Source organism: Streptomyces sp. CNH287, from assembly GCF_000424825.1.
The window spans coordinates 228,167-249,488 of record NZ_AUKQ01000012.1 but is presented as its reverse complement, the minus strand read 5'-3'; the positions used below and the strand labels follow the sequence as shown (position 1 = coordinate 249,488).

At 73.6% G+C, this 21,322-nt stretch carries 21 protein-coding genes and 1 pseudogene; 10 read left to right on the top strand and 12 right to left on the bottom strand.

Going from position 1 to position 21,322, the window contains the following annotated elements; all coding sequences use genetic code 11:
- The 3 genes from H299_RS40425 to H299_RS0114000 form a co-directional block, all read right to left on the bottom strand.
- The coding region (locus tag H299_RS40425) for a DUF6415 family natural product biosynthesis protein (RefSeq protein WP_486587267.1) at positions 1-281 on the bottom strand (281 nt) is incomplete at its 3' end.
- Between the two features lie 29 nt (positions 282-310).
- Entirely contained in the window at positions 311-700 is a 390-nt protein-coding gene (locus H299_RS0114005; protein WP_027748914.1) for a hypothetical protein, read from the bottom strand.
- Between the two features lie 137 nt (positions 701-837).
- A complete protein-coding gene (locus tag H299_RS0114000) occupies positions 838-2,040 on the bottom strand; it encodes a helix-turn-helix domain-containing protein (protein ID WP_027748913.1) in 1,203 nt (400 codons plus the stop codon).
- Positions 2,041-2,277: 237 nt separating this feature from the next.
- On the opposite strand from H299_RS0114000, the gene H299_RS0113995 reads away from it, so the two are divergent.
- The 3 genes and pseudogenes from H299_RS0113995 to H299_RS0113985 all read left to right on the top strand — a co-directional run bounded on the left by H299_RS0113995 (position 2,278) and on the right by H299_RS0113985 (position 5,539).
- On the top strand, positions 2,278-2,682 hold the full coding sequence (locus tag H299_RS0113995; protein WP_027748912.1) for a hypothetical protein: 405 nt from the start codon (positions 2,278-2,280) through the stop codon (positions 2,680-2,682).
- Between the two features lie 160 nt (positions 2,683-2,842).
- Positions 2,843-3,124: pseudogene (locus H299_RS0113990) on the top strand (hypothetical protein); the annotation flags it as partial.
- Between the two features lie 177 nt (positions 3,125-3,301).
- Positions 3,302-5,539 carry an excinuclease ABC subunit UvrA gene (locus H299_RS0113985; RefSeq protein ID WP_037759026.1) on the top strand — a complete coding sequence of 746 codons (2,238 nt, stop codon included), beginning with the start codon at positions 3,302-3,304 and terminating at the stop codon, positions 5,537-5,539.
- Positions 5,540-5,617: 78 nt separating this feature from the next.
- Here the strand turns inward: H299_RS0113985 and H299_RS34095 are convergent, their stop codons facing one another.
- The 5 genes from H299_RS34095 to H299_RS34085 are packed head-to-tail and all read right to left on the bottom strand — an operon-like array spanning position 5,618 to position 9,509.
- On the bottom strand, positions 5,618-6,697 hold the full coding sequence (locus H299_RS34095) for a serine hydrolase domain-containing protein (protein WP_078512722.1): 1,080 nt from the start codon (positions 6,695-6,697) through the stop codon (positions 5,618-5,620).
- Positions 6,694-7,641, bottom strand: coding sequence for a DUF6895 family protein (locus H299_RS0113975; protein WP_486587263.1), 948 nt, complete (start codon positions 7,639-7,641; stop codon positions 6,694-6,696). Before H299_RS0113975 ends, H299_RS34095 begins: the two co-directional genes overlap by 4 nt.
- Positions 7,638-8,612 (bottom strand): DUF6895 family protein, encoded by a 975-nt coding sequence (locus tag H299_RS34090; RefSeq protein WP_078512721.1) that lies wholly within the window; start codon positions 8,610-8,612, stop codon positions 7,638-7,640. The genes H299_RS0113975 and H299_RS34090 overlap by 4 nt, the downstream gene beginning before the upstream one ends.
- Positions 8,609-9,319, bottom strand: coding sequence for a hypothetical protein (locus H299_RS0113965; protein WP_037758920.1), 711 nt, complete (start codon positions 9,317-9,319; stop codon positions 8,609-8,611). The genes H299_RS34090 and H299_RS0113965 overlap by 4 nt, the downstream gene beginning before the upstream one ends.
- Before the next feature lie 7 nt (positions 9,320-9,326).
- Positions 9,327-9,509 (bottom strand): hypothetical protein, encoded by a 183-nt coding sequence (locus H299_RS34085; RefSeq protein WP_106965795.1) that lies wholly within the window; start codon positions 9,507-9,509, stop codon positions 9,327-9,329.
- 252 nt (positions 9,510-9,761) lie between these two features.
- Here H299_RS34085 and H299_RS0113955 point away from each other — a divergent pair, with 252 nt between their 5' ends.
- Positions 9,762-10,568 carry a class I SAM-dependent methyltransferase gene (locus H299_RS0113955; protein ID WP_051262448.1) on the top strand — a complete coding sequence of 269 codons (807 nt, stop codon included), beginning with the start codon at positions 9,762-9,764 and terminating at the stop codon, positions 10,566-10,568.
- 431 nt (positions 10,569-10,999) lie between these two features.
- On the opposite strand, the gene H299_RS0113950 is transcribed toward H299_RS0113955, so the two are convergent.
- Complete coding sequence (locus H299_RS0113950) at positions 11,000-11,893, bottom strand: LysR substrate-binding domain-containing protein (RefSeq protein ID WP_027748907.1); 894 nt, start codon at positions 11,891-11,893, stop codon at positions 11,000-11,002.
- A 240-nt stretch (positions 11,894-12,133) separates the two neighbouring features.
- Here H299_RS0113950 and H299_RS34080 point away from each other — a divergent pair, with 240 nt between their 5' ends.
- The 4 genes from H299_RS34080 (at position 12,134) to H299_RS0113930 (ending at position 15,740) form a co-directional block, all read left to right on the top strand.
- On the top strand, positions 12,134-13,267 hold the full coding sequence (locus H299_RS34080) for an MFS transporter (RefSeq protein WP_037759014.1): 1,134 nt from the start codon (positions 12,134-12,136) through the stop codon (positions 13,265-13,267).
- Positions 13,268-13,427: 160 nt separating this feature from the next.
- A complete protein-coding gene (locus H299_RS0113940) occupies positions 13,428-13,880 on the top strand; it encodes a VOC family protein (protein WP_027748906.1) in 453 nt (150 codons plus the stop codon).
- Between the two features lie 288 nt (positions 13,881-14,168).
- Entirely contained in the window at positions 14,169-14,897 is a 729-nt protein-coding gene (locus tag H299_RS34075) for a dienelactone hydrolase family protein (protein ID WP_051262460.1), read from the top strand.
- 78 nt (positions 14,898-14,975) lie between these two features.
- The gene (locus H299_RS0113930) at positions 14,976-15,740 is read left to right on the top strand and encodes a Clp protease N-terminal domain-containing protein (protein WP_027748905.1); all 765 of its coding nucleotides are present in this window, start codon (positions 14,976-14,978) and stop codon (positions 15,738-15,740) included.
- Here H299_RS0113930 and H299_RS34070 read toward each other — a convergent pair.
- Positions 15,717-16,676 (bottom strand): MmyB family transcriptional regulator, encoded by a 960-nt coding sequence (locus H299_RS34070; protein WP_078512719.1) that lies wholly within the window; start codon positions 16,674-16,676, stop codon positions 15,717-15,719. The genes H299_RS0113930 and H299_RS34070 overlap by 24 nt on opposite strands.
- Positions 16,677-16,869: 193 nt before the next feature.
- On the opposite strand from H299_RS34070, the gene H299_RS0113920 reads away from it, so the two are divergent.
- Together H299_RS0113920 and H299_RS0113915 are read left to right on the top strand one after the other, a co-directional pair.
- Entirely contained in the window at positions 16,870-17,427 is a 558-nt protein-coding gene (locus tag H299_RS0113920) for a GNAT family N-acetyltransferase (RefSeq protein ID WP_027748904.1), read from the top strand.
- Between the two features lie 592 nt (positions 17,428-18,019).
- Positions 18,020-19,141 (top strand): peptidoglycan recognition protein family protein, encoded by a 1,122-nt coding sequence (locus tag H299_RS0113915; protein ID WP_037758918.1) that lies wholly within the window; start codon positions 18,020-18,022, stop codon positions 19,139-19,141.
- A gap of 169 nt (positions 19,142-19,310) precedes the next feature.
- Here the strand turns inward: H299_RS0113915 and H299_RS0113910 are convergent, their stop codons facing one another.
- Positions 19,311-20,024 (bottom strand): alpha/beta hydrolase, encoded by a 714-nt coding sequence (locus tag H299_RS0113910; protein ID WP_027748902.1) that lies wholly within the window; start codon positions 20,022-20,024, stop codon positions 19,311-19,313.
- A complete protein-coding gene (gene kynU, locus H299_RS34065; protein WP_051262447.1) occupies positions 20,021-21,268 on the bottom strand; it encodes a kynureninase in 1,248 nt (415 codons plus the stop codon). Before kynU ends, H299_RS0113910 begins: the two co-directional genes overlap by 4 nt.
- Between the last annotated feature and the right edge of the window lie 54 nt (positions 21,269-21,322).

Sequence of the window (21,322 nt, the reverse complement as noted above, 5' to 3'; positions counted from 1 at the left end):
GCCTCCTGCGCGCAGGCCAGGAGCCAGGCGCAGTCCCGCGCCAGAAGCTGCACCCGCACATGCGCCGCCAGCGGCCCCCGCGCGGGAGGCTGCGCGAGCTGCTGGCGGATCATCTCCAGCCGGGTACGCCGCTGCCACCAATCGGGCGAACGGCGGGGAAGGGCTTCGGCGGCAACCTCTGCCGCAGGCAGTATCGCCACCACATACCCCCGCACCTCCCCCTCCAACACCGCCAACTCAGGCCCTGCCGGAGCGGTCAACGAGGCCAACGCCCGATCCACCACAGCACGCACCGCAGCGACGGGTGCGGTCACGACGAGCACACCCGGGCGTGCGGGCAGTCCTGCACCGAGGTGAGCCAGGCGTGGCGCGCGTCCAGCCAGTCGCGCACGCGGGCATGGTCCGAGAAGGAGCACGGTGACTGGAGGACCACGATGCCGTGGGCACCACCCGACTCGATCACACGGCGGACGGCGGGCCAGCGTTCGCGGTCGCTCAGTGGGGCTTCGTCCCGTGCGACGTCACCGAGTTCAGCGGCGGGCGACCAGTCGCGGGCGGTGGCGTACTCGCGGAGCACATGGAGGACGGGGATGACGGTGTCGGCGGCGCCCGTCGAGTAGAGGATGACCCTGGTGCGGACGAGCGCGCTGGCGTCTGCGATGTTCCGGCGTCGGCGACGGTCTTCTGCTGTTCTCTGCATGTGCGTAACAGTGCCGCTACACACTGTGCGAATGAAGCGCCGGAGCGGACGACTTCCCGAGGTCCTGCGTCTGCGACTCGCCCGCCGGGGACGACTCATCAGCCCTCAACCACGCAGAGTCGTCCGCTACGTACCAGTCAGTGATGCATTGCTGTGCCCATCAGTCGCGATACCCGCCGCAGCCGAGCAGTAGATGCCCGACCGACGCGCTCCAGGATGATCCCCGGAAGAGCCTGATGCCGCGACCACTGCGGTGCGGCGAGAATCGTCTCCTCCAGGGTGTCCAGCGACGCGTCCCACATGCGTGCGTCCGCCTGCGCGAGTGACAGGTCCAGCTTGTAGCGGTTGCGCGCCGCCACCGCGAGCGTGCCCAGGCGATCCGTCGCCACGGAACCGGCGAGCTTCAGGGCCTTCCCGGCCTGCCCGGTGGTGACGGAGATGCCCACCGCCTGCGTCGTCGCCGTCGTCGGGCCGAAACGCGCGCCGTGGAAGTCGTGCTCGCGCCCGAGCCGGGCGCCCACGGCGTGCACCTGCGACAGGTAGTCGGACACGTCGTGCCGCTCCAGTCGCGCAGCAGTCACCGCGCAGTGCGTCAACAAGTTGCCGTAGACGGTGAGCAGTTGCGGCGTGGCGTCCGAATACCGGGGTTCCACCCTTGCCGCCGCCCGCTGGGACAGTTCCAGCGAGTCGGTGAGCCGCCCGTCGCGCATGTACACCCAGGCTCGTACGGAATCGATACGGGCAGCGCGCAACTCGTCCTCACCCCGTTCCGCCGCACGCCGGGCGTGGCCGACGGCCGCGTACGCGAGGTCCCGCGCGCCGAGGAGGTTCGCGCAGCAGGCGGCGATCTGGTAGGCGTCCGAGAGCAGCGCCAGGGCGCGCGCCCGCTGGTCGCCGTCCGCCTCTCGGACCGTGACCGCCGCGTCCGCGAGCAGCGGGACCAGGACGGCGCCCAACTCGACGTAGTCACCCGTCCAGTAGTGACGCCACGCCGCACGAGTGGCTTTGTCCAGGTCGGGCAGTGTCAGAGGCACCGACGTGGACGGGACGCAGCCTGCCGCGACATCGTGCACTGCGTTGGAGATACGGCGCATGGTGGTGCGCTCCGTCTGCGCCATCGCTCGCCGGGGCGCCTGCTGGCCGAGGATGACCGAGGTATCGACGGAGAGCGCGTCCGCGACGGCGAGCAGCGTGGGCAGGGAAAGTGCTCTGTCCTGCTCGGCCTTCTGGATCGTCACGATGGACAGCCCGGTCATCTCGGCGAGCTGAGCTTGCTTGATCTCCCGCCCTCGCAGCATCTTGATCCGCTCACCCGTGCTGTACTCGGCCCACTGCGGCATGGTGCTCTCCGTTCTGACGTAGACACTCAGAACGGTACGCCCGTCCCTCGGCAGAGTCATCGTGATCGCCCACCGCGCGAGCGCGGTTGACGCGGCGGACGACGCGCGGGCATCCGTACGGTGCGGGCTGGGCTCCTCGCGCCGGACGTGCTGGCCGGACGCGGTGAGGGCAGCTCACCGCCGTGCGCCATCATGGTTCCGTGCATGCAGCACAGATGACGAACGTCAGGAGCAGCCATGTCGGATGTCAAGGCCGAGTTGGATCAGTTGACGCACACGTTCCTCGGTGCGTTCACCAACACCGACGGGCGCCGGCCGGACCTCGGTGTGATCCGCGAGGTGTTCATCCCGCAGGGCATGATCATCAGCAACGTCGGCGGTAATGCCGTGATCTACGACCTCGACGGGTTCATCACACCTCGGGAGAAGATGCTCACCGACGGGACGCTCACGGAGTTCTCCGAGTGGGAGGTCGCCGAGCGTACCGAGATCTTCGGGACGGTCGCGCACCGGTTCAGCGAGTACCGCAAGTCCGGATACCTGAAGGGCGAGTGGTTCGAGGGCTCCGGCGGCAAGACCACGCAGTTCCTGCGGACCCCTGCGGGCTGGCGGATGTGCGCGATGGCCTGGGACGACGTGTAGGCGACGGACGGGGCCCCGGCAGCGGGCGCGCACGGCGCCGGGTGATCGCCGCAGCCGGAATCAGCCGCTGCGCGCCGCTGCGCGAAGACACCGTGCTCACGCGGCTCCTCGCGGAGCGGGTGCACGAGGGCGTCGGCGGCATCCTGGCGACGCAGGCCCGGTCGACATCGTCGGCGCCGACCGGCAGCCCGTCGCCAAGCGCCTGCTGTTCCTCGGCTCGGTGAAGTGGCTGGAGAACAGCCCGTTCGACAGCCATGACCTCGCGGCGCTGCACAAGCACCGTGCGGCGGTAACCGACGAGCCGGTGCCGCTGGTGGCGGTCTCCCGCAGCGGCGTGGACTGCCGCGGGCTCCAGGCGGCGTACGGACCGGCCGACCTGCTCGCCGCCTGGCGCCCCGGCTCGCCCGGGAGCGCGTTCGCTTCGGGCCGGAGTGGCAGGTAATGTCGGTCGGCCGCTGATCTCGCGGCCAGTGTCATCACGGGGGAAGTCAGGGGAGCCGGTCTCATGTCCTTCGATGCCATCAGCGATCTCGCCAGCAATCTCACCACCGACTCCGCCGCGTCGCCCGGTGCCGTGCCCGCTGTAGGCGGCGGGGTCTCCGCCGCCGACAGCCACGACGTGATCCGGGTGCGCGGCGCCCGGGAGAACAACCTCGCGGATGTCTCGCTCGACATCCCCAAACGGCGCCTCACCGTCTTCACCGGGGTCTCCGGCTCCGGGAAGTCGTCCCTCGTCTTCGGTACGGTCGCCGCGGAGTCGCAGCGGTTGATCAACGAGACGTACAGCGCCTTCGTACAGGGCTTCATGCCGAGCCTGGGCAGGCCGGACATCGACAGCCTGGAGAACCTGAGCGCCGCCATCGTCGTGGACCAGGAGCGGATGGGCGCCAACTCCCGTTCCACCGTGGGCACCGCGACCGACGCGTACACGATGCTGCGGATCATCTTCAGCCGCCTGGGCACCCCGCACATCGGCACGTCGACCGCCTTCAGCTTCAACAGCGCCGAGGGCATGTGCACGGTGTGCGAGGGCATCGGGCAGGTGTCGACGATAGCCGTGGACCAGCTGGTCGACCGCGAACTGTCGCTCAACGAGGGCGCGATCACCGTGCCCGGATTCTCCGTCGACTCCTGGTACTGGCAGGTACTGGCCCACTCCGGGCTCTACGACCCGGACACCAAGCTGGGCGACTTCACGCCCGCCGAGTGGGACGACCTGCTGTACAAGCCCACCACGAAGATCAAGGTGGGCTCGAACAACATCACCTACGAGGGCCTCGTCAACAAGGTCCAGCGTGTGTACCTCACCAAGGACCGGGAGTCGATGCAGCCCGCCCTGCGGGCCTTCGTGGACCGGGCCGTGGTCTTCGCCGAGTGCGCCGACTGCGGCGGCTCCCGGCTCAGCGCCGCCGCGCTCTCCTCCACCATCGACGGGCTCAACATCGCCCAGTGCTCGTCGATGCAGATCAACGACCTGGCGGAGTTCGTACGCCGCATCGACGACGAGTCCGTGGCGCCGCTGCTGGCGACCCTGCGCCAGACGCTGGACTCGCTGGTCGAGATCGGGCTCGGCTATCTGAGCCTGGACCGCACCTCCTCCACGCTCTCCGGCGGTGAGGCGCAGCGCGTGAAGATGGTGCGCCACCTGGGCTCCAGTCTCACCGATGTCACCTACGTCTTCGACGAGCCGACGATCGGCCTGCACCCGCACGACATCCAGCGGATGAACAAGCTGCTGCTGCGCCTGCGCGACAAGGGCAACACCGTGCTCGTGGTCGAGCACAAGCCCGAGGTCATCGCCATCGCCGACCACGTCGTCGACCTCGGCCCCGGCGCCGGCACGGCGGGGGGACGGATCTGCTACACCGGCGACGTGCCCGGTCTCCGCGCCTCCGACACCCTCACCGGACGGCACCTCGAACACCGGGCGGGGCTGCGCGCGACCGTACGGCAGCCGAGCGGGCAGCTGTCGGTGGCCGGGGCCGGGCTGCACAACCTCAAGGACGTCAAGGTCGACCTGCCGCTCGGGGTGCTGACCGTCGTCACCGGCGTCGCCGGGTCCGGCAAGAGTTCGCTCATCCACGGCTACGTCTCGCCCCGGGAGGGTGTGGTCGTCGCCGACCAGGCGCCCATCCGCGGCTCGCGGCGCAGCAACCCGGCCACCTACACCGGGCTGCTGGGGCCCGTACGCACGGCGTTCGCCAAGGCCAACGGCGTCAAGGCGGCGCTCTTCAGCGCCAACTCGGCCGGCGCCTGCCCGCACTGCAACGGCATCGGCCTCGTCTACACCGACCTGGCCATGATGGCCGGGGTGGCCTCGGTGTGCGAGAAGTGCGAGGGCAAGCGCTTCACGCCCGAGGTGCTGACGTACACGCTGCGCGGCCGGAACATCAGCGAGGTGCTGGGCATGTCGGTGGCCCAGGCGCAGGAGTTCTTCCCCGGCGGGCAGGCCCGCACCATCGTCGACCGGCTCGCCGACGTCGGGCTGAGCTACCTGCGGCTGGGGCAGCCGCTGAACACCCTCTCCGGCGGCGAGCGGCAGCGGCTCAAGCTGGCCATCCACATGGCGGAGAAGTCGGCGGTGTACGTGCTGGACGAGCCCACCACCGGGCTGCACATGGCGGATGTGGACCAGCTGCTGGCGCTGCTGGACCGGCTGGTGGACGACGGGAACACGGTGATCGTCATCGAGCACCACCAGGCGGTCATGGCGCGCGCCGACTGGATCGTGGACCTCGGCCCGGGCGGCGGGCACGACGGCGGGCGGATCGTGTTCGAGGGCACCCCGGCCGACCTGGTGGCCCACGGGGACACGCTGACGGCGGAGCACCTGCGGGCGTACGTGGGCGCGGCGTAGCGGCGCGGGGCGCGTAGCGAGGGGGCGTTCGGCGGGGGCGTTCGGCGAGCGCCCCCGCCCTCACCCGGGGCCGGGACGCTACGCGCCCTCGGTGAGCAGCCGGTACGCCGTCGGGGCCAGCGCGCCCGAGCGCGCGTAGCGGCGGGTGGCCAGGGCGGCCAGCGCCGTGCCGGTGGCCGGGCGAAAGCCGAGGAAGGCCTCCTGCCCCATGGTCGCGCCCGAGTGGAAGTAGAGCGGCCCGCGGTCGGTGAGGTGCCGGAACCAGGTCAGGGTGTGCGTGTGGCGGTGCCGCCAGCCCCGGTGCAGCATCGGCTCGCGGACGGCGAGCAGCGCCTCGCCCAGCTCCGGGGCGTTCTCCTCCGGCCGCAGGTGGGCCTCCAGCAGCCGCAGCAGGTCCTCCGGCGTCGAGCGGACGCCGGCGCTCGCGGCGAACCCCCCGGCGTCGAACGGCGGCAGCGCGGTACGTCCGTCCCGCCCGTGGCCCGTCGCGTCGGCGTGCGGCCCCCGCGGCGCGCACCCGGTGGCGCGCAGGCCGAGCGGCTCCAGGACCCACCGCGCCAGCAGCTGTTCGTACGGCGTCCCGGTCGCGGTGGCCAGGGCCTGGCCGAGCAGCGCGACGCCGTAGTTGGAGTAGTGCCAGCGGCTGCCCGGGGCGCGGCGGGGGCCGCTGCCGCGCACGAACGCCTCCAGCAGCCGCTCCCTGGGGTAGGCGGCGTACGGGTTGGTGCGCAGGCGCGGGAGGGCTTGCGCCCAGAAATCCCGGGGCAGGCGCGGGAGTCCGGCGGTGTGGGTGATCAGGTGCAGGAGTGTGGCGGCGTCGCGGTGGCGGTCGGGCGGGGCGCTGAGCGCGAGGGCGGCGGGCAGCCGGGCCAGCACCGGGTCCGTGCGGCGCACCAGGCCGCGCTGGGTCAGTTCGGCCAGCAGCAGGCCGGTCAGGGTCTTGGTGACGGAGCCCAGCTCGTAGCGCAGTTCGGCGCGCGGCGCCGTCGGTGCGGCCGGCGGGGGGCCCGTACCGCCGGTGACGACGGTGCGCAGGCCGTGGCGGGTGTGGGCGAGGACCACGTCGGGGGCGTCCACGCCGGACAGCGCGACGCGGAGCGTGCGCGCCAGCTCCGGGTCGCCGGCCGAGAGCACCCGCGACGGCGCGGCGGAGGTCACGGGCGGGACGCCGTGAGCGCGGACATCGCCCGCGAGGTCGCCATGACGGAGGCGAACGCGGCGACCAGCGTGGGGTGGTAGGCGAGGTCGAAGGTGTCCGAGGGGTCGCCGGGCGGCAGCGTGCCCTGGAGCGGCATCGCGCCGTCCGGCTGCTGTGCCTGTGCGAACAGCCGCCAGGCGGCCGGGTCGAGGGCGGGGCGGGGCAGGCACGCGTCGATGACGAGGAGTTCGCCGAGCAGGTCCCAGTTCTCCAGCGCGGCCCAGTCGTCGATCCACACGGGCAGCCACAGGGAGAGGTAGTCGGCGATGTCGGGGGGCAGCGCGTCCGGGTGCTCGCCCCAGTCGGTGAGGTGGAAGACGGTGTGCGTCACGTCGTACGCGATGTGCTGGCCGACCGTCCACGGCTCCGGCGTGCGGCCCAGCCAGGTCCGCCGGGCCGCCTCCGCGACGTCGATGCTCGGCGGCATCCCGGCCCGGATCTCCACCCGGGAGAGGCCGAGGCGGCGGTTGGGCACCATCTCCAGGGCCGACCAGCTGGCGAGCCCGCGCGTCACCCGGGCGGCCTCCTCGACGGCCGCGTTGTGGTAGCCCATCTCCTGGAACGGCACGTACAGCTCCAGCGGGATGGGCGTGAGCGGGTCCCTCTCCAGCGTCCAGGCCAGCAGTTCGCCGGACTCCAGCAGGTCCCGCCAGCAGTGGTCGAGCAACTGGCGGATGAGCGTGGCCTGCTGCGCACCGGCCACGCCCTCGCGCAGCAGCACCTTGCCGATGACGGCGAGTTCACCGATGGGCTTGAGGCGCTCGCCGACCTCCCGCACCGGGGTGTCGGCGTCCGTACGGGCGCGGAAGTACGTGCGGTGGGCGGCGAGCCACTCCAGCGCCCGCACGCCCACGTGGTGCAGCAGCTCCGGGCCGATGGGCTGGGGGGTGGGGGTGGTGGTCACGGGCGGCCTCCGCCGGGGTCGGGTGTGGGGTCGGCCTGCGCGGCGCGGTCGCGGTCGCCACCACCGCCGTCGCGGGCGCGGGCTGCGGCCAGGGCGGCGGCGAACGCGCCCACCAGCGTGGAGTGGTAGCACGAGCGGAACGTGCCCGTCGGTTCCGGCAGGGGCGGCGGCGGCCCGGACTCCGCGAACGCGCCCTCGCTGTTCTGCGCCCCCGCGTACGCCCGCCACGCCTCGGCGAGCGGCACGTCCTCGGGGGCGGGGAGGCAGGCGGCCACGGCCAGCAGTTCGCCGGCGAGGTCCCACAGTTCGCCCGCCACGCAGGAGTCCAGCCAGGGCGGCAGCCACAGCAGGAGGTGTTCCAGCACCTCCGGGGGCAACCGGCCTGGTTCCCGGCCCCAGTTGGTGACGTGGAAGACGTAGTGCGTGAGCGCGTACCCGGCCCGGGTCTCGAAGGCCCAGGGCTCGGCCAGACCGCCCAGCCAGGTGCGGCGCATCGCCGCCTCGACGTCGCCGCGCACCGGAATGCCCATCCTGCGCTGCCCGTTGACCAGCGCCAGCAGCCGGGTGGGCTCGTGCTCGGTGACGTTCCACGCGCGCAAGGTGGCCATGAAGCGGACGTACTCCTCGAACTCCGGCAGCCGCAGACCGGCTTCGGCGAAGGAGGCGTAGAACTCCATCGGATACGTCGCGTGCGGCTCGCCCCGTACGAGGGTCAGGAAGAGCTGCCCCTGCGAGGTCTCGCGCCAGGCGAAGTCCAGCATGGCGTGCGCGAGCCGGTGCTGCGTGCCGCCGGGGACGCTCGCGCGCAGGATGGACGCGCTCAACTGGGTCAGCTCACCCAGCGGTTTGAGCGTGGCGTTGCGGTCGCCGCCCGGGGAGGTGGCGTCCGGGGGCAGCCGGAAGTCCGGCAGGTGGGCGTGCAGCCACGCCACCGCCGGGAGCGAGATCCGCTCCAGCTCCGCCGCTCTCACCGATACGCCCCGGCTCGGCCCGCCGCCTCGCGGGCTCGCTGCGCGGCCCGCACGTGCAGGGTCACCCGCGCGTCGGAGGGGCACATGTGGTGGACGAAGTCGAGTCCGGTGTCCAGGCCGAGGGATTCGGGCACGCCGTCGACGGACGCCAGCCAGCGGCCCGTACCGGCCGCTTGGAGCCAGTCGCGCCGCCGCACCGCGCGGACGAACCCGCGCGCCAGGTCGACGGGCCGCTTGGCCACGGCACCGGCCAGCGGTGAGGGCAGGCCCGGGACGGCCAGCGCGGCCAGTTGGGAGAGCGGGTGCGACAGGCGCTGCCAGGGCTCGGCCGCGACCCACTCCGAGGCGGGGTGGTCGTCCACGCCCGGCCCGCCGTGGACGCGGTGCAGCGCGGCGCGCATACCCCAGTGACTCCACGCGCTCACCGGCGACGCGTCGGCGCCGGGCGGGAACGCCTCGACCGCGCCCTGGACCAGCGCCACGTCCGCCTCGCTCGGCGCCTGCCCGGCGAGCGTGCAGGGGGCGAGGACGTCGGCTCCGAGCACGCGGGCGGCGGCCACCGTCGCCGGGTCGTCGGGGCGGCTGAGCACGGAACCCAGGAGATCGAAACGGCCGTCCCCGCCCCGAAGGGCGAGGACGGCCGCCGATGCGAACTCCTGCACGATGACCGGCAAGCGGCTCGTAGCGTCGGAGCGTTCGGCTGCCACAGTACGGTCAGCCCTTCTTCGGCCGCGGGGTGGGCGGCGAAGCGAGCAGCAGACCGGCGAGCAGCACGACGCCGCCGCACTCGGCCGAGTCGCGGAAGGTGCCTTCCGCTTCTTCGGGGTTGAGGAGCGACTCGACGTCGTCCGCCATGGTCTTCGTGGTCAGCGTGTTCGGAGTACCGACAGGCATCATGTGATCATCCCCTAGGGGGTAGGTGTGTGTGCCTTTAGCAAGTAGAAAGCGTTATGTCCGATTCTGCAAACGCTCAGGCCGGGGATCGCGAAGAACGCCGTACGACCAGCGATTTTCGGTGCAACCCGCGTCCCACGGACGGGGGATGCGGACGGGCACGGGGCGGGGGCGCGGGGTGGTGCGCCGGGTGGGGGCGCGGCGGCGGGCAGATATCCGGTGGCCGGTGTCCCGGGGGCGGGCGATGATGCGCGGATGGACACGGACAGCCGGTCACCGGACGCAGTCGCAGCCTCCGCCGCAGCCCGTACGTTCGAGGAGTTGGTCGCCGAGGCCGAGGCCGCTCCCGTGGCGGGCTGGGACTTCTCCTGGCTCGACGGCCGCGCCACCGAGGAACGGCCCTCCTGGGGCTACCAGCGCCTGATGGGCACGCGGCTGGCCGAGGTGTCGGCGGCACTCGACCTCGAGACGGGCGGCGGCGAAGTCCTGGCCGGGGCACCGCACTTCCCGCCCGTGATGGCCGCCACCGAGTCCTGGCCACCGAACCTCGCGAAGGCGACGCGGCTGCTGCACCCGCGCGGCGCGGTCGTCGTCGCGGACACGGGCGAACCGCCGCTGCCCTTCGCGGACGCCGCTTTCGACCTGGTGACCAGCCGCCATCCGGTGAACGTGGCATGGGCGGAGATCGCACGGGTGCTGCGGCCGGGTGGGGCGTACCTGGCTCAGCACGTGGGCCCGGCGAGCGTGTTCGAGCTGGTCGAGTACTTCCTCGGGCCGCAGTCCGCGGAGACGCGCCGACGCCGCCACCCCGAGGACGCCCGGCGGGCGGCGGAGGCGGCCGGACTGGAGGTGACCGGGCTGCGGGCGGAGACCCTGCGCGTCGAGTTCCGCGACGTGGGCGCGGTGGTCTACTTCCTCCGCAAGGTGGTCTGGATGGTCCCCGGCTTCACCGTCGAGGCGTACCGCGAGCGGCTGCGCGCACTGCATGAGCGGATCACGGCGGAGGGCCCGTTCGTCGCCCACTCCGCCCGCTTCCTGATCGAGGCGCGCAAGCCCGCCTGACGGCGGTGGCGGGCCGGGCGGCAGGGGCCCCGCAACTGGCGGGGCCCCTTGAATCCGCCGAGCCGCTGGGGGGCGTCCTCGTAGCCCATGCGGTACGCGTCGACGTGGAGCGCCGCTGCCGGCGGCCACAACGGGCTCAGCCGGGCGAGCAGCGGAGTCACGGCGGTGAACACGGCCAGCGTCAGCAGGAGCCACAGCGGCGCGAGCGCGAGCAGGCCGAGGACCCGCGCCACCGACACCACCCCCGTCGCCACCAGCGCCGCCGCCATCTGTGCCGCTCAGCCACGGGCCACCGCCTCCGCGTCGCCGCGTCGCCGCGTCCCGCTACAGAGCCCACCTGCGCACTGGCTCCCAGGTATGACGCGTACGGGGGGTGCCCCCCAAGTCGTGCCCCCGCCACCCGGCGGCCCCGCGCGGCGGCCCCGCGCCGCTCAGCGCAGCGCAGCCGCCAGCGCAGCGGAGAAGGCGCGGGTGTGCGCGGTCTCCTGCCCCTGCGGCCACACCAGCCCGAGGGCGGAGTCCGGCAGCCCGGTGACCGGCACGAAACGGATGCCCCGCCCGCCCGCGTACTCGGCCGTCGGACCGCACAGCAGCATCGCCCCGCGCCCGGCGGTGATCAGGCTCAGGCCCTCCTGGAGCGTCCGTACGGTGGCCTCGTGGCGGATCGGCGCGCCGCCCGGCGTGCGCGAGGGCGCGTGCACCCGGCGCCAGTAGCTGGGTGCGGGCCCGGCGATCGTGAGGAGGGGGACGTCCGCGAGGTCCTCGGCCGTGAGCGACTCCCGTTCTGCCAGGGGGTGTTGTCCGGGCAGCGCGAGGTGCTGCGGCTGCTTGGAGAACACCGGCCCCAGCGTGAGGCCGCGCTCGGCGAGCGGCAGCAGCAGGACGGCGATGTCCACCTCGCGGCGCCGCAGCGGGCCGAAGGGGTCCGAGAGGGGGATCTCCACGATGTCGGTGTCGCAGTCGGGGCAGTCCGCGCGGAAGTCCGTGATCGCCGCCATGACGTCGCGGTGCAGGGTGCCCTGGAAGCCGACACGCAGCCGCCCCCGCTGACCGCGCGCGGCGGCGCGGGCGTCGTCGATCGTCATCCGCAGGTTGTCGTACGCGGGGCACAGCGAGGCGAGGAAGGTCTCCCCGAAAGGGGTGAGGCTCACGCGCCTGCTGGTGCGCTCGACCAGCCGCGCGCCGATCCGCCGCTCCAGCGCGCGCAGCAGCTGGCTGACCCTGCTCTGCGAGATGTACAGCCGCTCGCCGGTACGGCCGAAGTGCAGCTCCTCGGCCAGCACCAGGAAGCACTCCAGCTCCCGTATCTCGACACCGCCGCTCATCTCCGGCCTCCCTCCGCGCTCCGTGGATCGATGAGTCCAGCTCATAGAAGGATGAGGAACTCGGCGTTGTTCCCGACACCGCGCCTCGGCTTCCCTGGGGGCATGCCCAAGAGTCCGGAGAGCGTGCGCGCCGCAGGTCAGGAAAGTACCCCAGCCCAGCCGTCCGGCCGGGCCGACCCGGCCGAGCCCGCAGGTCCCGCAGATCCCGCCGCCCCCGCCGGCGCCCGCGCGTGGCTCGCCGTGGGCGCGGTCGCCCTCGGCACCTTCACCGTGGTCACCTCGGAGATGCTGCCCGTCGGCCTGCTCACCCCCATGGGCCACACCCTGGGTGTCTCGGAGGGCACCGCGGGCCTGACTCTGACGATCACCGGCGTGGTGGCCGCGCTGTCCGCTCCGCTGATCACGCTCGGCGTCGGGCGCCGCGACCGGCGGACGATGCTCGTCGTCCTGCTGGCTCTGCTCGCGGCGGCGAACCTGCTGACGGCCTGGGCGCCGAACTTCGCGCTCATGGTGGTGGCACGGGTGCTGCTCGGCTTCGGGATGGGCGGTGTGTGGACGCTGGCGGCGGGTCTCGCGGCGCGGCTGGTGCCGCCGGGGTCGGTGGCGCGGGCCACCTCGCTGATCTTCAGCGGTGTCGCCGTCGCCTCCGTCCTGGGCGTGCCCGCGGGCACCTACCTCGGCGAACTGGCCAGCTGGCGCGTCGCGTTCACCGCAGCCGGGCTGCTGGCCCTGCTGGTGGCGGCGGCCGTGGCCGTACTGCTGCCACGGCTCCCCGCCGAACGGGCCGTACGGCTGGACGGGGTGCTGGGTCTGCTCCGCGAACCCCGGCTGCGTACGGGCCTGATCGTGCTCGGCCTGCTGGTGACCGCGCACTTCGCCGCGTACACCTACATCCGCCCGATCCTCGAGGACGTCGCCGGGGTCGGCCCGGCGCTCGTCGGCACGCTGCTGCTGGTGTACGGAGTCGCGGGCGTCGCGGGGAACTTCGCGTCCGGCACGCTGACCGCGCGCTCCCCGCGTGCGACCGTCGCCGCGCTGAGCGCCGTCCTCGCGGCGGCGGTGCTGCTCCTGCCCGTGCTGGGCGGTTCGGTGGCCGGTGCCGCGGTACTGGTGACGGTGTGGGGGCTGGCGTACGGCGGGGTGTCCGTCGGTACGCAGACGTGGTTGATGGCGTCCGCGCCGACGCAACGGGAGGCGGCCTCGTCGCTGTTCGTCGGCGTCTTCAACGGCTCGATCGCCCTCGGCGCGCTGGCCGGCGGCCTGTTGGCGAACGGCGCGGGCGTCGCGTCGGTCACTTGGCTGGCGGGCGCGCTGGCGGCCGGTGCGCTGGCCGCCGCGCTCACCGGGCGCGCCCCGGCGGGCACCCGGGCCTGACGGCGGGGGCGGCGGGACGGGGGGGCCGGCGGGACGGGGGGGGCCGGGGGACAGCGGGGCGGGGGCGGCCGTACGCGCCCCGGGTCGTAGGCCGAGCGGCCCTTGCCCGCTGGGACACTTGACGGATGCCCGCCCCGCCGCCCCCTGCCAGCATCGCCGTATGACCACCACACACTCCTGGCCCGCCCACCTCGACGTCGGCGCGGTCCGCTTCGCCCGGCCGACCGCCCGGTACGAGGAGGTGCTCGGCTTCTACCGGGACGTGCTCGGCCTGCCCGTACTCGCCCGGTGGCGCGGGCACGCGGGCTACGACGGCATCGTGCTGGGGCTGCCCGGCGCCCCCGTGCACATGGAGATCACCCAGCATGGAGACCCGCCCCGCATCCCCGCACCCCACCCCGAGAACCAACTCGTGCTCTACCTGCGCGGCCCGGCGGCTGTCGCCGCCGCCGTACACCGGCTCACCGCGCACGGCCTCGCGCCCGTACCGGCGGCGAACCCGTACTGGCCCGAACGCGGCGCCGTCCTCTTCGAGGACCCGGACGGCTGGCTGGTCGTCCTGGCGCCCTGGGTCTTCGGCACCCAGGAGCCGCCCCTCGCCGCCGCGCCCTGACGGCGCCGGAGCGGTCTCGACACGGGCAGGGCGCGCACCTTCCCCGGGTACGCAACCTGGTGACGGGTCGGCTCCGCCACTACCGTGGAATGCGCGATCCGGGAGCCTGAGGGGGCAGCGTTCCCGGCGGCCGCACTCCGCGCCCTCCCCGTGCCGGCTCGCAGCGCTCCGGCCGGAAACGGACCCCCGAGCGACCTCGACCCGACTCCGACCCGACTCCGAGCCGACGGAGGATCTGATCTCGTGCTGACGACCAAGGCCATCGAATACCGCGCGGACGGCACCACCATGCGCGGACACCTCGCCCTCCCCGAAGGCAGTGGCCCCCGGCCCGCGGTGCTCGTCGGACCGGACGGGCCGGGGCTCAGCGACCAGCAGAAGGGCCAGGCCGACGCGCTCGCCGCACTGGGCTACGTCGCCTTCGCCCTCGACTACCACGGCGGCGGACGCTACCTCACCGACCCGGACGAGATGCTCGGCCGGATCGAGGCGCTGGCGGCGGACCCGGAGCGTACGCGGCGGATAGGCGCGGCCGGGCTCGACGTACTCCTGGCCGAGCCCAGGGCAGACCCGTCCCGGCTGGCCGCGATCGGCTACTGCTTCGGTGCCACGGTCGTGCTCGAACTGGGCCGTGCGGGCGTGGACCTGAAGGCGATCGTCGGCTTCCACCCCGGCCTCAGCAACCCCAACCCCCACGACTCGCGCAACATCACCGGCAAGGTCCTGGTGTGCACGGGCGCGGACGACCCGATCGTCTCCGCCGGGCGGCGGCTGGTCTTCGAGGAGGAGATGCGGGCCGCCGGCGTCGACTGGCGCATGAACATCTACGGCGGCGCCCTGCACAGCTTCACGCGCCCGCAGGACGACCCCGACCAGCGCGTACTGCCCGGCGTCGGCTACGACCGGCTCTCCACCGAGCGGTCCTGGCGGGCGATGCTCGACCTCTTCGACGAGGTCTTCGACGAGACGCCAAACGATTCGCCGGAGGAGGCTCCGCAGGAGCCGCGCCGGCCGTGACCGGCCGCCCGTGCCACTTCCCCCCCCTACCGTCAACTCGGGGTTGACGGTCGAAGGGCGTCAACCTATCGTTGACGCATGACGAATCCGGCCCGCCTGGTCCGCCCCATCTCGCTCGACGAACTCATCGACGCCATCAAGAAGTCCCACACCGACTCCCTCGACCAACTCTCCGGCGCGGTCATCGCCGCCGATCACCTCGGCGAGGTGGCCGACCACCTCATCGGCCACTTCGTCGACCAGGCGCGCCGCTCCGGCGCCTCCTGGACGGAGATCGGCCGCAGCATGGGCGTCACGAAACAGGCCGCGCAGAAGCGCTTCGTGACGAAGGACTCCGACCAGTCGCCGGCCCTCGACATGAGCCAGGGCTTCAGCCGCTTCACCCTGCGCGCCAAGAACGTCGTGACGGCAGCGCAGAACGAGGCACACGCGGCGGAGAACTCCGAAATCCACCCCGTGCACCTGGCGTTGGGGCTGCTGAGCGAGCCCGAGGCGCTCGCCGCGTCCGCGATCACCGCGCAGGGCGTGGCCCTGGCGGACCTGCGGGAGAGCCTGCTCGGGGCGCTGCCGCCGAAGGCCGCGCACGTGCCCGACCTCACCCCGTACGAGGCGCGCTCGCGCAAGGTGCTGGAACTGACCTTCCGCGAGGCGCTGCGGCTGGGGCACAACTACATCGGCACCGAGCACATCCTGCTCGCGCTGTTCGAGGTCGAGGACGGCAACGGCCCGCTCGCGGACATCGGGCTCGACAAGTCCGCCGCCCAGGCGCACATCGCCGAGCGGCTGGCGCTCCTCGCGGACGAGGAGACGGGCGGGGAGTCAGGCGGGGACGCAGCCCCGTAGATGTCCGTAGCAATCCGCGCCGCAACACGGCAGGTTGACGGCCCCTCCCCCCGGGAGCGGGCCGTCACACCCTGGGCCGCCCGCCCCCTCGGCCATGTCCGCGAGCAGCCGCAGCGCGGACGCGGAGGCCGTGCCCGGCTCGGCGCAGAAGACCGCCACCCGCTGCCCGTCGTCCTCCGGCAGCGACATGAGCTGGACCCCCAACTCCATGGTGCCGACCACCGGATGACGGTACGTACGCGTGGCGCCGCCGCAGTCCCCCACCGAATGCACCACCCACAGTTCGGCGAACTCATTGCTGTTCAGCGTCAGTTCGCCGACCCCGGTCAGCCCCGGGTCGTCCGGCCGTCGGCCGGAGATCAGCCGCAGGTCGGCGACGGTGGCGCGCGCCTTGCGGTCCCAGTCCCCGTACAGCTCGCGCGTGTGAGGGTCCAGGAAGAGCATGCGGGCGATGTTGGGGCGGTCGGCCGGTCGGCCCGGGGCCGCCGGGTCGAAGTGCCCGGCCAGCAGCGCGTGCGCGAGCGGGTTCCACGCCAGTACGTCCAGGTAGCGCCCCATGACCAGCGCGGGCACCGGCCCGAACGACTCGACCATGGCCCGCACGCCGGACCGCACCGCCTCCGGCCGGGCTGCTGCCGCCGGGGGCCGGGCACGCGGCTGCGGGCGCGCGAGGGTGTAGAGGTGGGCGCGCTCGGCCTCGTCCAGACGCAGGACACGGGCGACGGCGTCGAGCACGGCGTCCGAGGCGTTGGGGCTCTGCCCCTGTTCGAGCCGGGTGTAGTACCCGGCGCTCACCCCGGCCAGCTGCGCCAGCTCCTCCCGGCGCAGACCGGGCACCCGACGGCGGCCCCCGTACGTGGGGAGGCCGGTGTCCTCCGGCCGCAGCCGGGCCCGCCGCGAGCGCAGGAACCCGCCCAGCTCCGCGTGTGTGTCCATACCGCCAGCGTCCCGGAGCCGCGTACGCCGAACCTGCACCTGCCAGGCGTACGTGGACGCGGTCGAGGGAACGGCGCAGGGCCGCACCCTGACCGTGGCCGCCGGCGGGGGCGGGTCGTGACCCGGCACTGTCCGGCCCCTGCCGGGCGGGGAACCGGGGGCGTCGAGGAGCGGTGAGAGGCAGAATCGGCGCGTGCGTATCGTCGAATACCCCGCCGCCGAGACCCCGCCCGCGCTGCACGGACAGGCGGCACGGCTGCGCAGCGACGCCTGGCCGGGCGCCAGCACGCGGCACGACCCGGCGCTGCGCCCGCTGTCGCTGCTGCTGGTCGACGGCACGACGGTGCTGTCCGTGCTCGACATCCTCCGCAAGGAGGTCACGCACGCGGGACGCGGGTTCCGCGCGGGCGGGCTCAGCGCCGTGGTGACCCGGCCCGAGGCGCGGGGGCGCGGCCACGGGCTGCGGCTCGTGACCGAGGCGCGCGCGGTGATGGCGGCGCACGGCCTCGAACTGGGGCTGTTCACCTGCGACCGGCCGCTCCGGCGGTTCTACGAGCGGGCGGGGTGGCAGGCGCTCGACGGGGCGGTGGTCGTCGGAGGCACGCGCGAGGAGCCGTTCCCCAGCGACCGGCCGGGCTTCGACAAGGTGACCATGGCGGAGTTCTTCACCGCGGAGGCGCGGCGGCACCGCGCCGCGTTCGCACACTCCCGGATCGCGCTGTACTCCGGCGAGATCGACCGGTTGTGGTGACACGGGTGCGGGTGCGGGTGCGGCCCGTGCCGTGCCGTGCACCTGGCGCCGCCCGCCCGCCCACGGGGCGGGGCGGGGCATGCGGCGTCCGGTGCACTGCGCTCGCTTCGCCCGCTCCGTCCCGGCTCCTCCTCCCGGCCCTCCGGGAAGCCGAGCGCTCCCGTCAGGCGGGAGTGCCGCCCCACGCCAGGGCGGGCACGGCCCCAGGCGGCGCCCGCAGGAGCCGTTCCGTCGGACCCTCCGCACGGGCGCGGCCCGTACGGGGGAACGTCCCGGCGGTGGCGGGTGTGGCGCGGCCCGGGCCGGGGCAGGCGGGCCTTTCACTGGTCGGACCGGAGAAAGCACGGTCCGATTCCCTCGGTTACGGGGCATTCGCGATGGCGGATTCAGGTAGTTCACCGGGGAGATGCGGTCCGGTCGCGTTCCCGAGGTTGTCGCGTACATGGCGCGGTGACTTTACTGGGACTACGCGCGTAAACCGGCCTGAGCCACCAGGGCCGCGAACGGAAGTATGCCGACGGGGCCGCCCGCCCCGAGCACCACGGGAGTCCCCCCACGGACACCTCCCGCCCCCACGCCGAAGGAGACCGAGATGGCACCACGACCCCACCCCCGCCCCCGGTTCGACCGCCGCACCCTGCTGCGCGGCGGACTCACCGCAGGCGCCGCCGGAGCCCTCGGGCTGACGGCGGCGACCTCTGCGGCGGCCACCTCCGCGGGGGCCACCCCCGTGACGGGCACCTCCGCGGGCGCCACCCCCGTGACCGCCCGCCGCGCCGGCGCCGCCGAACCGCGCGTCCACACCACCGCCGAGTGGGGCGCCCGCCCGCCGTCGAGCGACATCGTCATCCTGGACCACGTACCGACGTACATCGTCGTGCACCACACCGCCTCGCCCGGCAACAGCGAGGACTACTCGCTCGAACACGCCATGCAGATCTGCCGGGACATCCAGGCGTACCACATGGACGGCAACGGCTGGGCCGACTCGGGCCAGCAGTTCACCAACAGCCGGGGCGGCTACGTCCTGGAGGGGCGGCACGAGAGCCTGGGCGTGGCGCAGGGCGGCACCCAGCACGTGCAGGGCGCCAACGTCGGCGGGCACAACAGCGAGATCGTCGGCATCGAGAACGAGGGCCTCTACACCGAAGTCGACGTACCGCAGGCGCTCTGGGATTCGCTGGTCGAACTGGTCGCCTGGCTCGCCGCGCAGTACGGGCGGCCGGTCGAGAACATCATGGGGCACCGGGACTTCAACTCCACCGAGTGCCCCGGCGAGGTCCTGTACGGGCGGCTCCAGGAGCTGCGGGACGCGGTCGCCGACGTGCTCGGCGTACGTTCCGTCACCCCGGCCGTCTGGCCGCTGCTGCGGCCCGGCGACACCGGCGCCCGAGTACGGGCGGCACAGCACCTGCTGCGGGCGAAGGGCTTCGAAGGCCTGCCGGTGGACGGCGTGTTCGGCACGGACACCAAGCGGGCGGTCGCGAAGCTGGCCGACACGCACGGCATCGAGCCGCACGCCTGCTCCGCGCTGCATCACAGCAAGGCGGACGAGACCGGCTACCTCGGCTCCGACCTGTGGCCGCTGATCACGCCCACCCGCGCACGGGCGGGCGGTGACGGCGAAGTCGCCGACGCGCTCGGCGCGTTGCGCGGCGGGAGCCGTGTGGGCGGGGAACTCTCCACGCGAGACTGGCAGCGGCTGCTGGCCTGAGACGACACCCGGTCGAGCCCGTCACCGCGCTCCAGGCGGGCAGGCACGGCGTGGGCGTACGCGGCGCACCCGCGTACGCCTACCCGGCCGGGCACCGCCCCCGCCGCACGCCGGCACGCGGGTCGGCGCTGCCTCAGCGCACGCGTCAGTACCTGCGCGAGCCCCCGCGTCAGCGCAGCACGCTCAACAGGACGCCGAAGGCCGGGGTGTTGGGCGTCACCGGCGCGAAGTGCCCGCTGGAGACCAGGTGCAGGCGGGCGCCCCAGTCGTTCGTGTACCGGCGGGAGATCTCGACGGGCACCTCACGGTCCGCCGTGCCGTGCAGGATCTCCACCGGCACCCGGGGCATCAGCTTCATCGGGTTGGCGTCCGCGAGCCGGGAATCCCACTCCGCCTCGCCGCCCAGGAACTCGGCGACCGCCCCGCCGCTCAGCCGCAGTTCGTGCGCACGCAGCAGGTCCGCCAGCGGTGAGACCACCAGGACCCGCGCGGTCGCCGCCCGCTCCCGCCTGGCCGCCGCCCACAGCGCGAGCTGGCCGCCCGCCGAGTGGCCGAGCAGCACATGCGGTGGCGGGCCCAGGAGTTCGAGCGCGGCGTCGACGTCCTCCGCCGTCTGCGGCCAGCCGCCGCCTCCGCCGACCCGGCGGTACTCGACCAGCTCCACCGCGTATCCCCGCTCGGCCAACGCGGCGGCGAGCGGGGTGAGATGGGTGCGGTCGTACTTCTCCCGCCAGAACCCGCCGTGCAGCACGGTGATCCGGGGCCCGTTCCCCGTGCCGTAGAGGTCGACCACCTGGGAGGGGTGCGGTCCGTACCGGACGGTTTGCTCAGGCGCGACGGGCTCCAGCCCGTGCAGCGCGTCCCACTCCGCATCATCGCTCAACCGACGACCTCCCCCAGCGCGCGCGCCGCACGCTCCGCGTCCAGGAATGAAGTGTAGAGCGGGGTGAAGCCGAAGCGCAGTATGTCGGGACGGCGGAAATCGCCGATGACACCGCGCGCGATCAGCGCGTCCATCGCCTCCGCGCCCGAGAGATCGCCCACCCCCCGGTCGGCGCGGCGCAGCGAGATCTGGCTGCCGCGCCGCTCCCGCGCGGTCGGGGTGACGCTGCGCAGCGCGCCCTTCGGCGCGTAACTCTCCACGCAGCGTAGGAAGAAGTCCCCGAGGGCGAGGCTCTTCTCCCGTACGACCGCCAGGTCCACGCCGTCCCAGACGGTCAGCGCGGCCTCCAGGGCGAGCAGCGAGAGGATGTCCGGGGTGCCGACACGGCCCCGCACCGCGCCCTCGGCGGGGGCGTACTCGGGCGCCATGGCGAACGGGTCGGCGTGCGAGTGCCAGCCCGGCAGCGGGGAGTCGAAGCGCTGCTGGAGATCACCGTGCACGTAGAGGAAGGCGGGCGCGCCGGGGCCGCCGTTGAGATACTTGTAGGTGCAGCCGACGGCGAAGTCGACGCCGTACGCGTCGAGTCCGACGGGCAGCGCCCCCGCGCTGTGGCACAGGTCCCACACGATGCGGGCGCCCGCCTGGTGCGCGTGCGCGGTGAGGCCGGGCAGGTCCTGCAGCTCGCCGGTGCGGTAGTCGACATGGTTGACCAGCACCGCGGCCGTACGCGGCCCGAGGGCCGAGGCCAGCTCGGCGGGCGGCACGGGGCGCAGCCGGGTGCCCGTCAGCCGGGCGGCGGAGGCCGCGAGGTAGCCGTCGGTGGGGAACGTCGCCTCGTCCACGAGCACCTCGTCCCGGCCGGGCCCGTCCTCGCGGGCGAGGCGCACGGCCGCCACGACCGCCTTGAAGACGTTGACGCTGGTCGAGTCGCCGACGACCACCCGGTCCGGCCCGGCGCCGAGCAGCGGGGCGATACGGTCGCCCACCCGCTCGGGCGCCGTCCACCAGCCGGACTCGCCCCAGGAGCGGATGCGCAGCTCGCCCCACTCGCGGGCGACGACGTCGGCGAGGCGGGCGGGGACGGCGCGGGGCAGCGCGCCGAGGGAGTTGCCGTCCAGGTAGACGGTCTCCTCGTCCAGGACGAACTCGGCGCGCTTGGCGGCGAGTTCGTCGGTGGCGTCGAGCGCGGCGGCCTCGGCGGCGAGGTCCGGGTGCGCGGCGGCGAGGTCTGCGGCGACGTCCATACGCGGCTCCTGACTCGGCTGGATGTGGTGCGGGGCGGCGTTCTGCGAGAGGTC

Coding starts and splice junctions, on each gene's coding strand:
- kynU (WP_051262447.1), bottom strand. CDS start 21,268: ATGGACGTCGCCGCAGACCTCGCCGCCGCGCACCCGGACCTCGCCGCC.
- H299_RS0114000 (WP_027748913.1), bottom strand. CDS start 2,040: ATGCCGCAGTGGGCCGAGTACAGCACGGGTGAGCGGATCAAGATGCTG.
- H299_RS0113995 (WP_027748912.1), top strand. CDS start 2,278: ATGTCGGATGTCAAGGCCGAGTTGGATCAGTTGACGCACACGTTCCTC.
- H299_RS0114005 (WP_027748914.1), bottom strand. CDS start 700: ATGCAGAGAACAGCAGAAGACCGTCGCCGACGCCGGAACATCGCAGAC.
- H299_RS0113940 (WP_027748906.1), top strand. CDS start 13,428: ATGACCACCACACACTCCTGGCCCGCCCACCTCGACGTCGGCGCGGTC.
- H299_RS0113950 (WP_027748907.1), bottom strand. CDS start 11,893: ATGAGCGGCGGTGTCGAGATACGGGAGCTGGAGTGCTTCCTGGTGCTG.
- H299_RS0113915 (WP_037758918.1), top strand. CDS start 18,020: ATGGCACCACGACCCCACCCCCGCCCCCGGTTCGACCGCCGCACCCTG.
- H299_RS34070 (WP_078512719.1), bottom strand. CDS start 16,676: ATGGACACACACGCGGAGCTGGGCGGGTTCCTGCGCTCGCGGCGGGCC.
- H299_RS34075 (WP_051262460.1), top strand. CDS start 14,169: ATGCGCGGACACCTCGCCCTCCCCGAAGGCAGTGGCCCCCGGCCCGCG.
- H299_RS0113955 (WP_051262448.1), top strand. CDS start 9,762: ATGGACACGGACAGCCGGTCACCGGACGCAGTCGCAGCCTCCGCCGCA.
- H299_RS0113930 (WP_027748905.1), top strand. CDS start 14,976: ATGACGAATCCGGCCCGCCTGGTCCGCCCCATCTCGCTCGACGAACTC.
- H299_RS34085 (WP_106965795.1), bottom strand. CDS start 9,509: ATGATGCCTGTCGGTACTCCGAACACGCTGACCACGAAGACCATGGCG.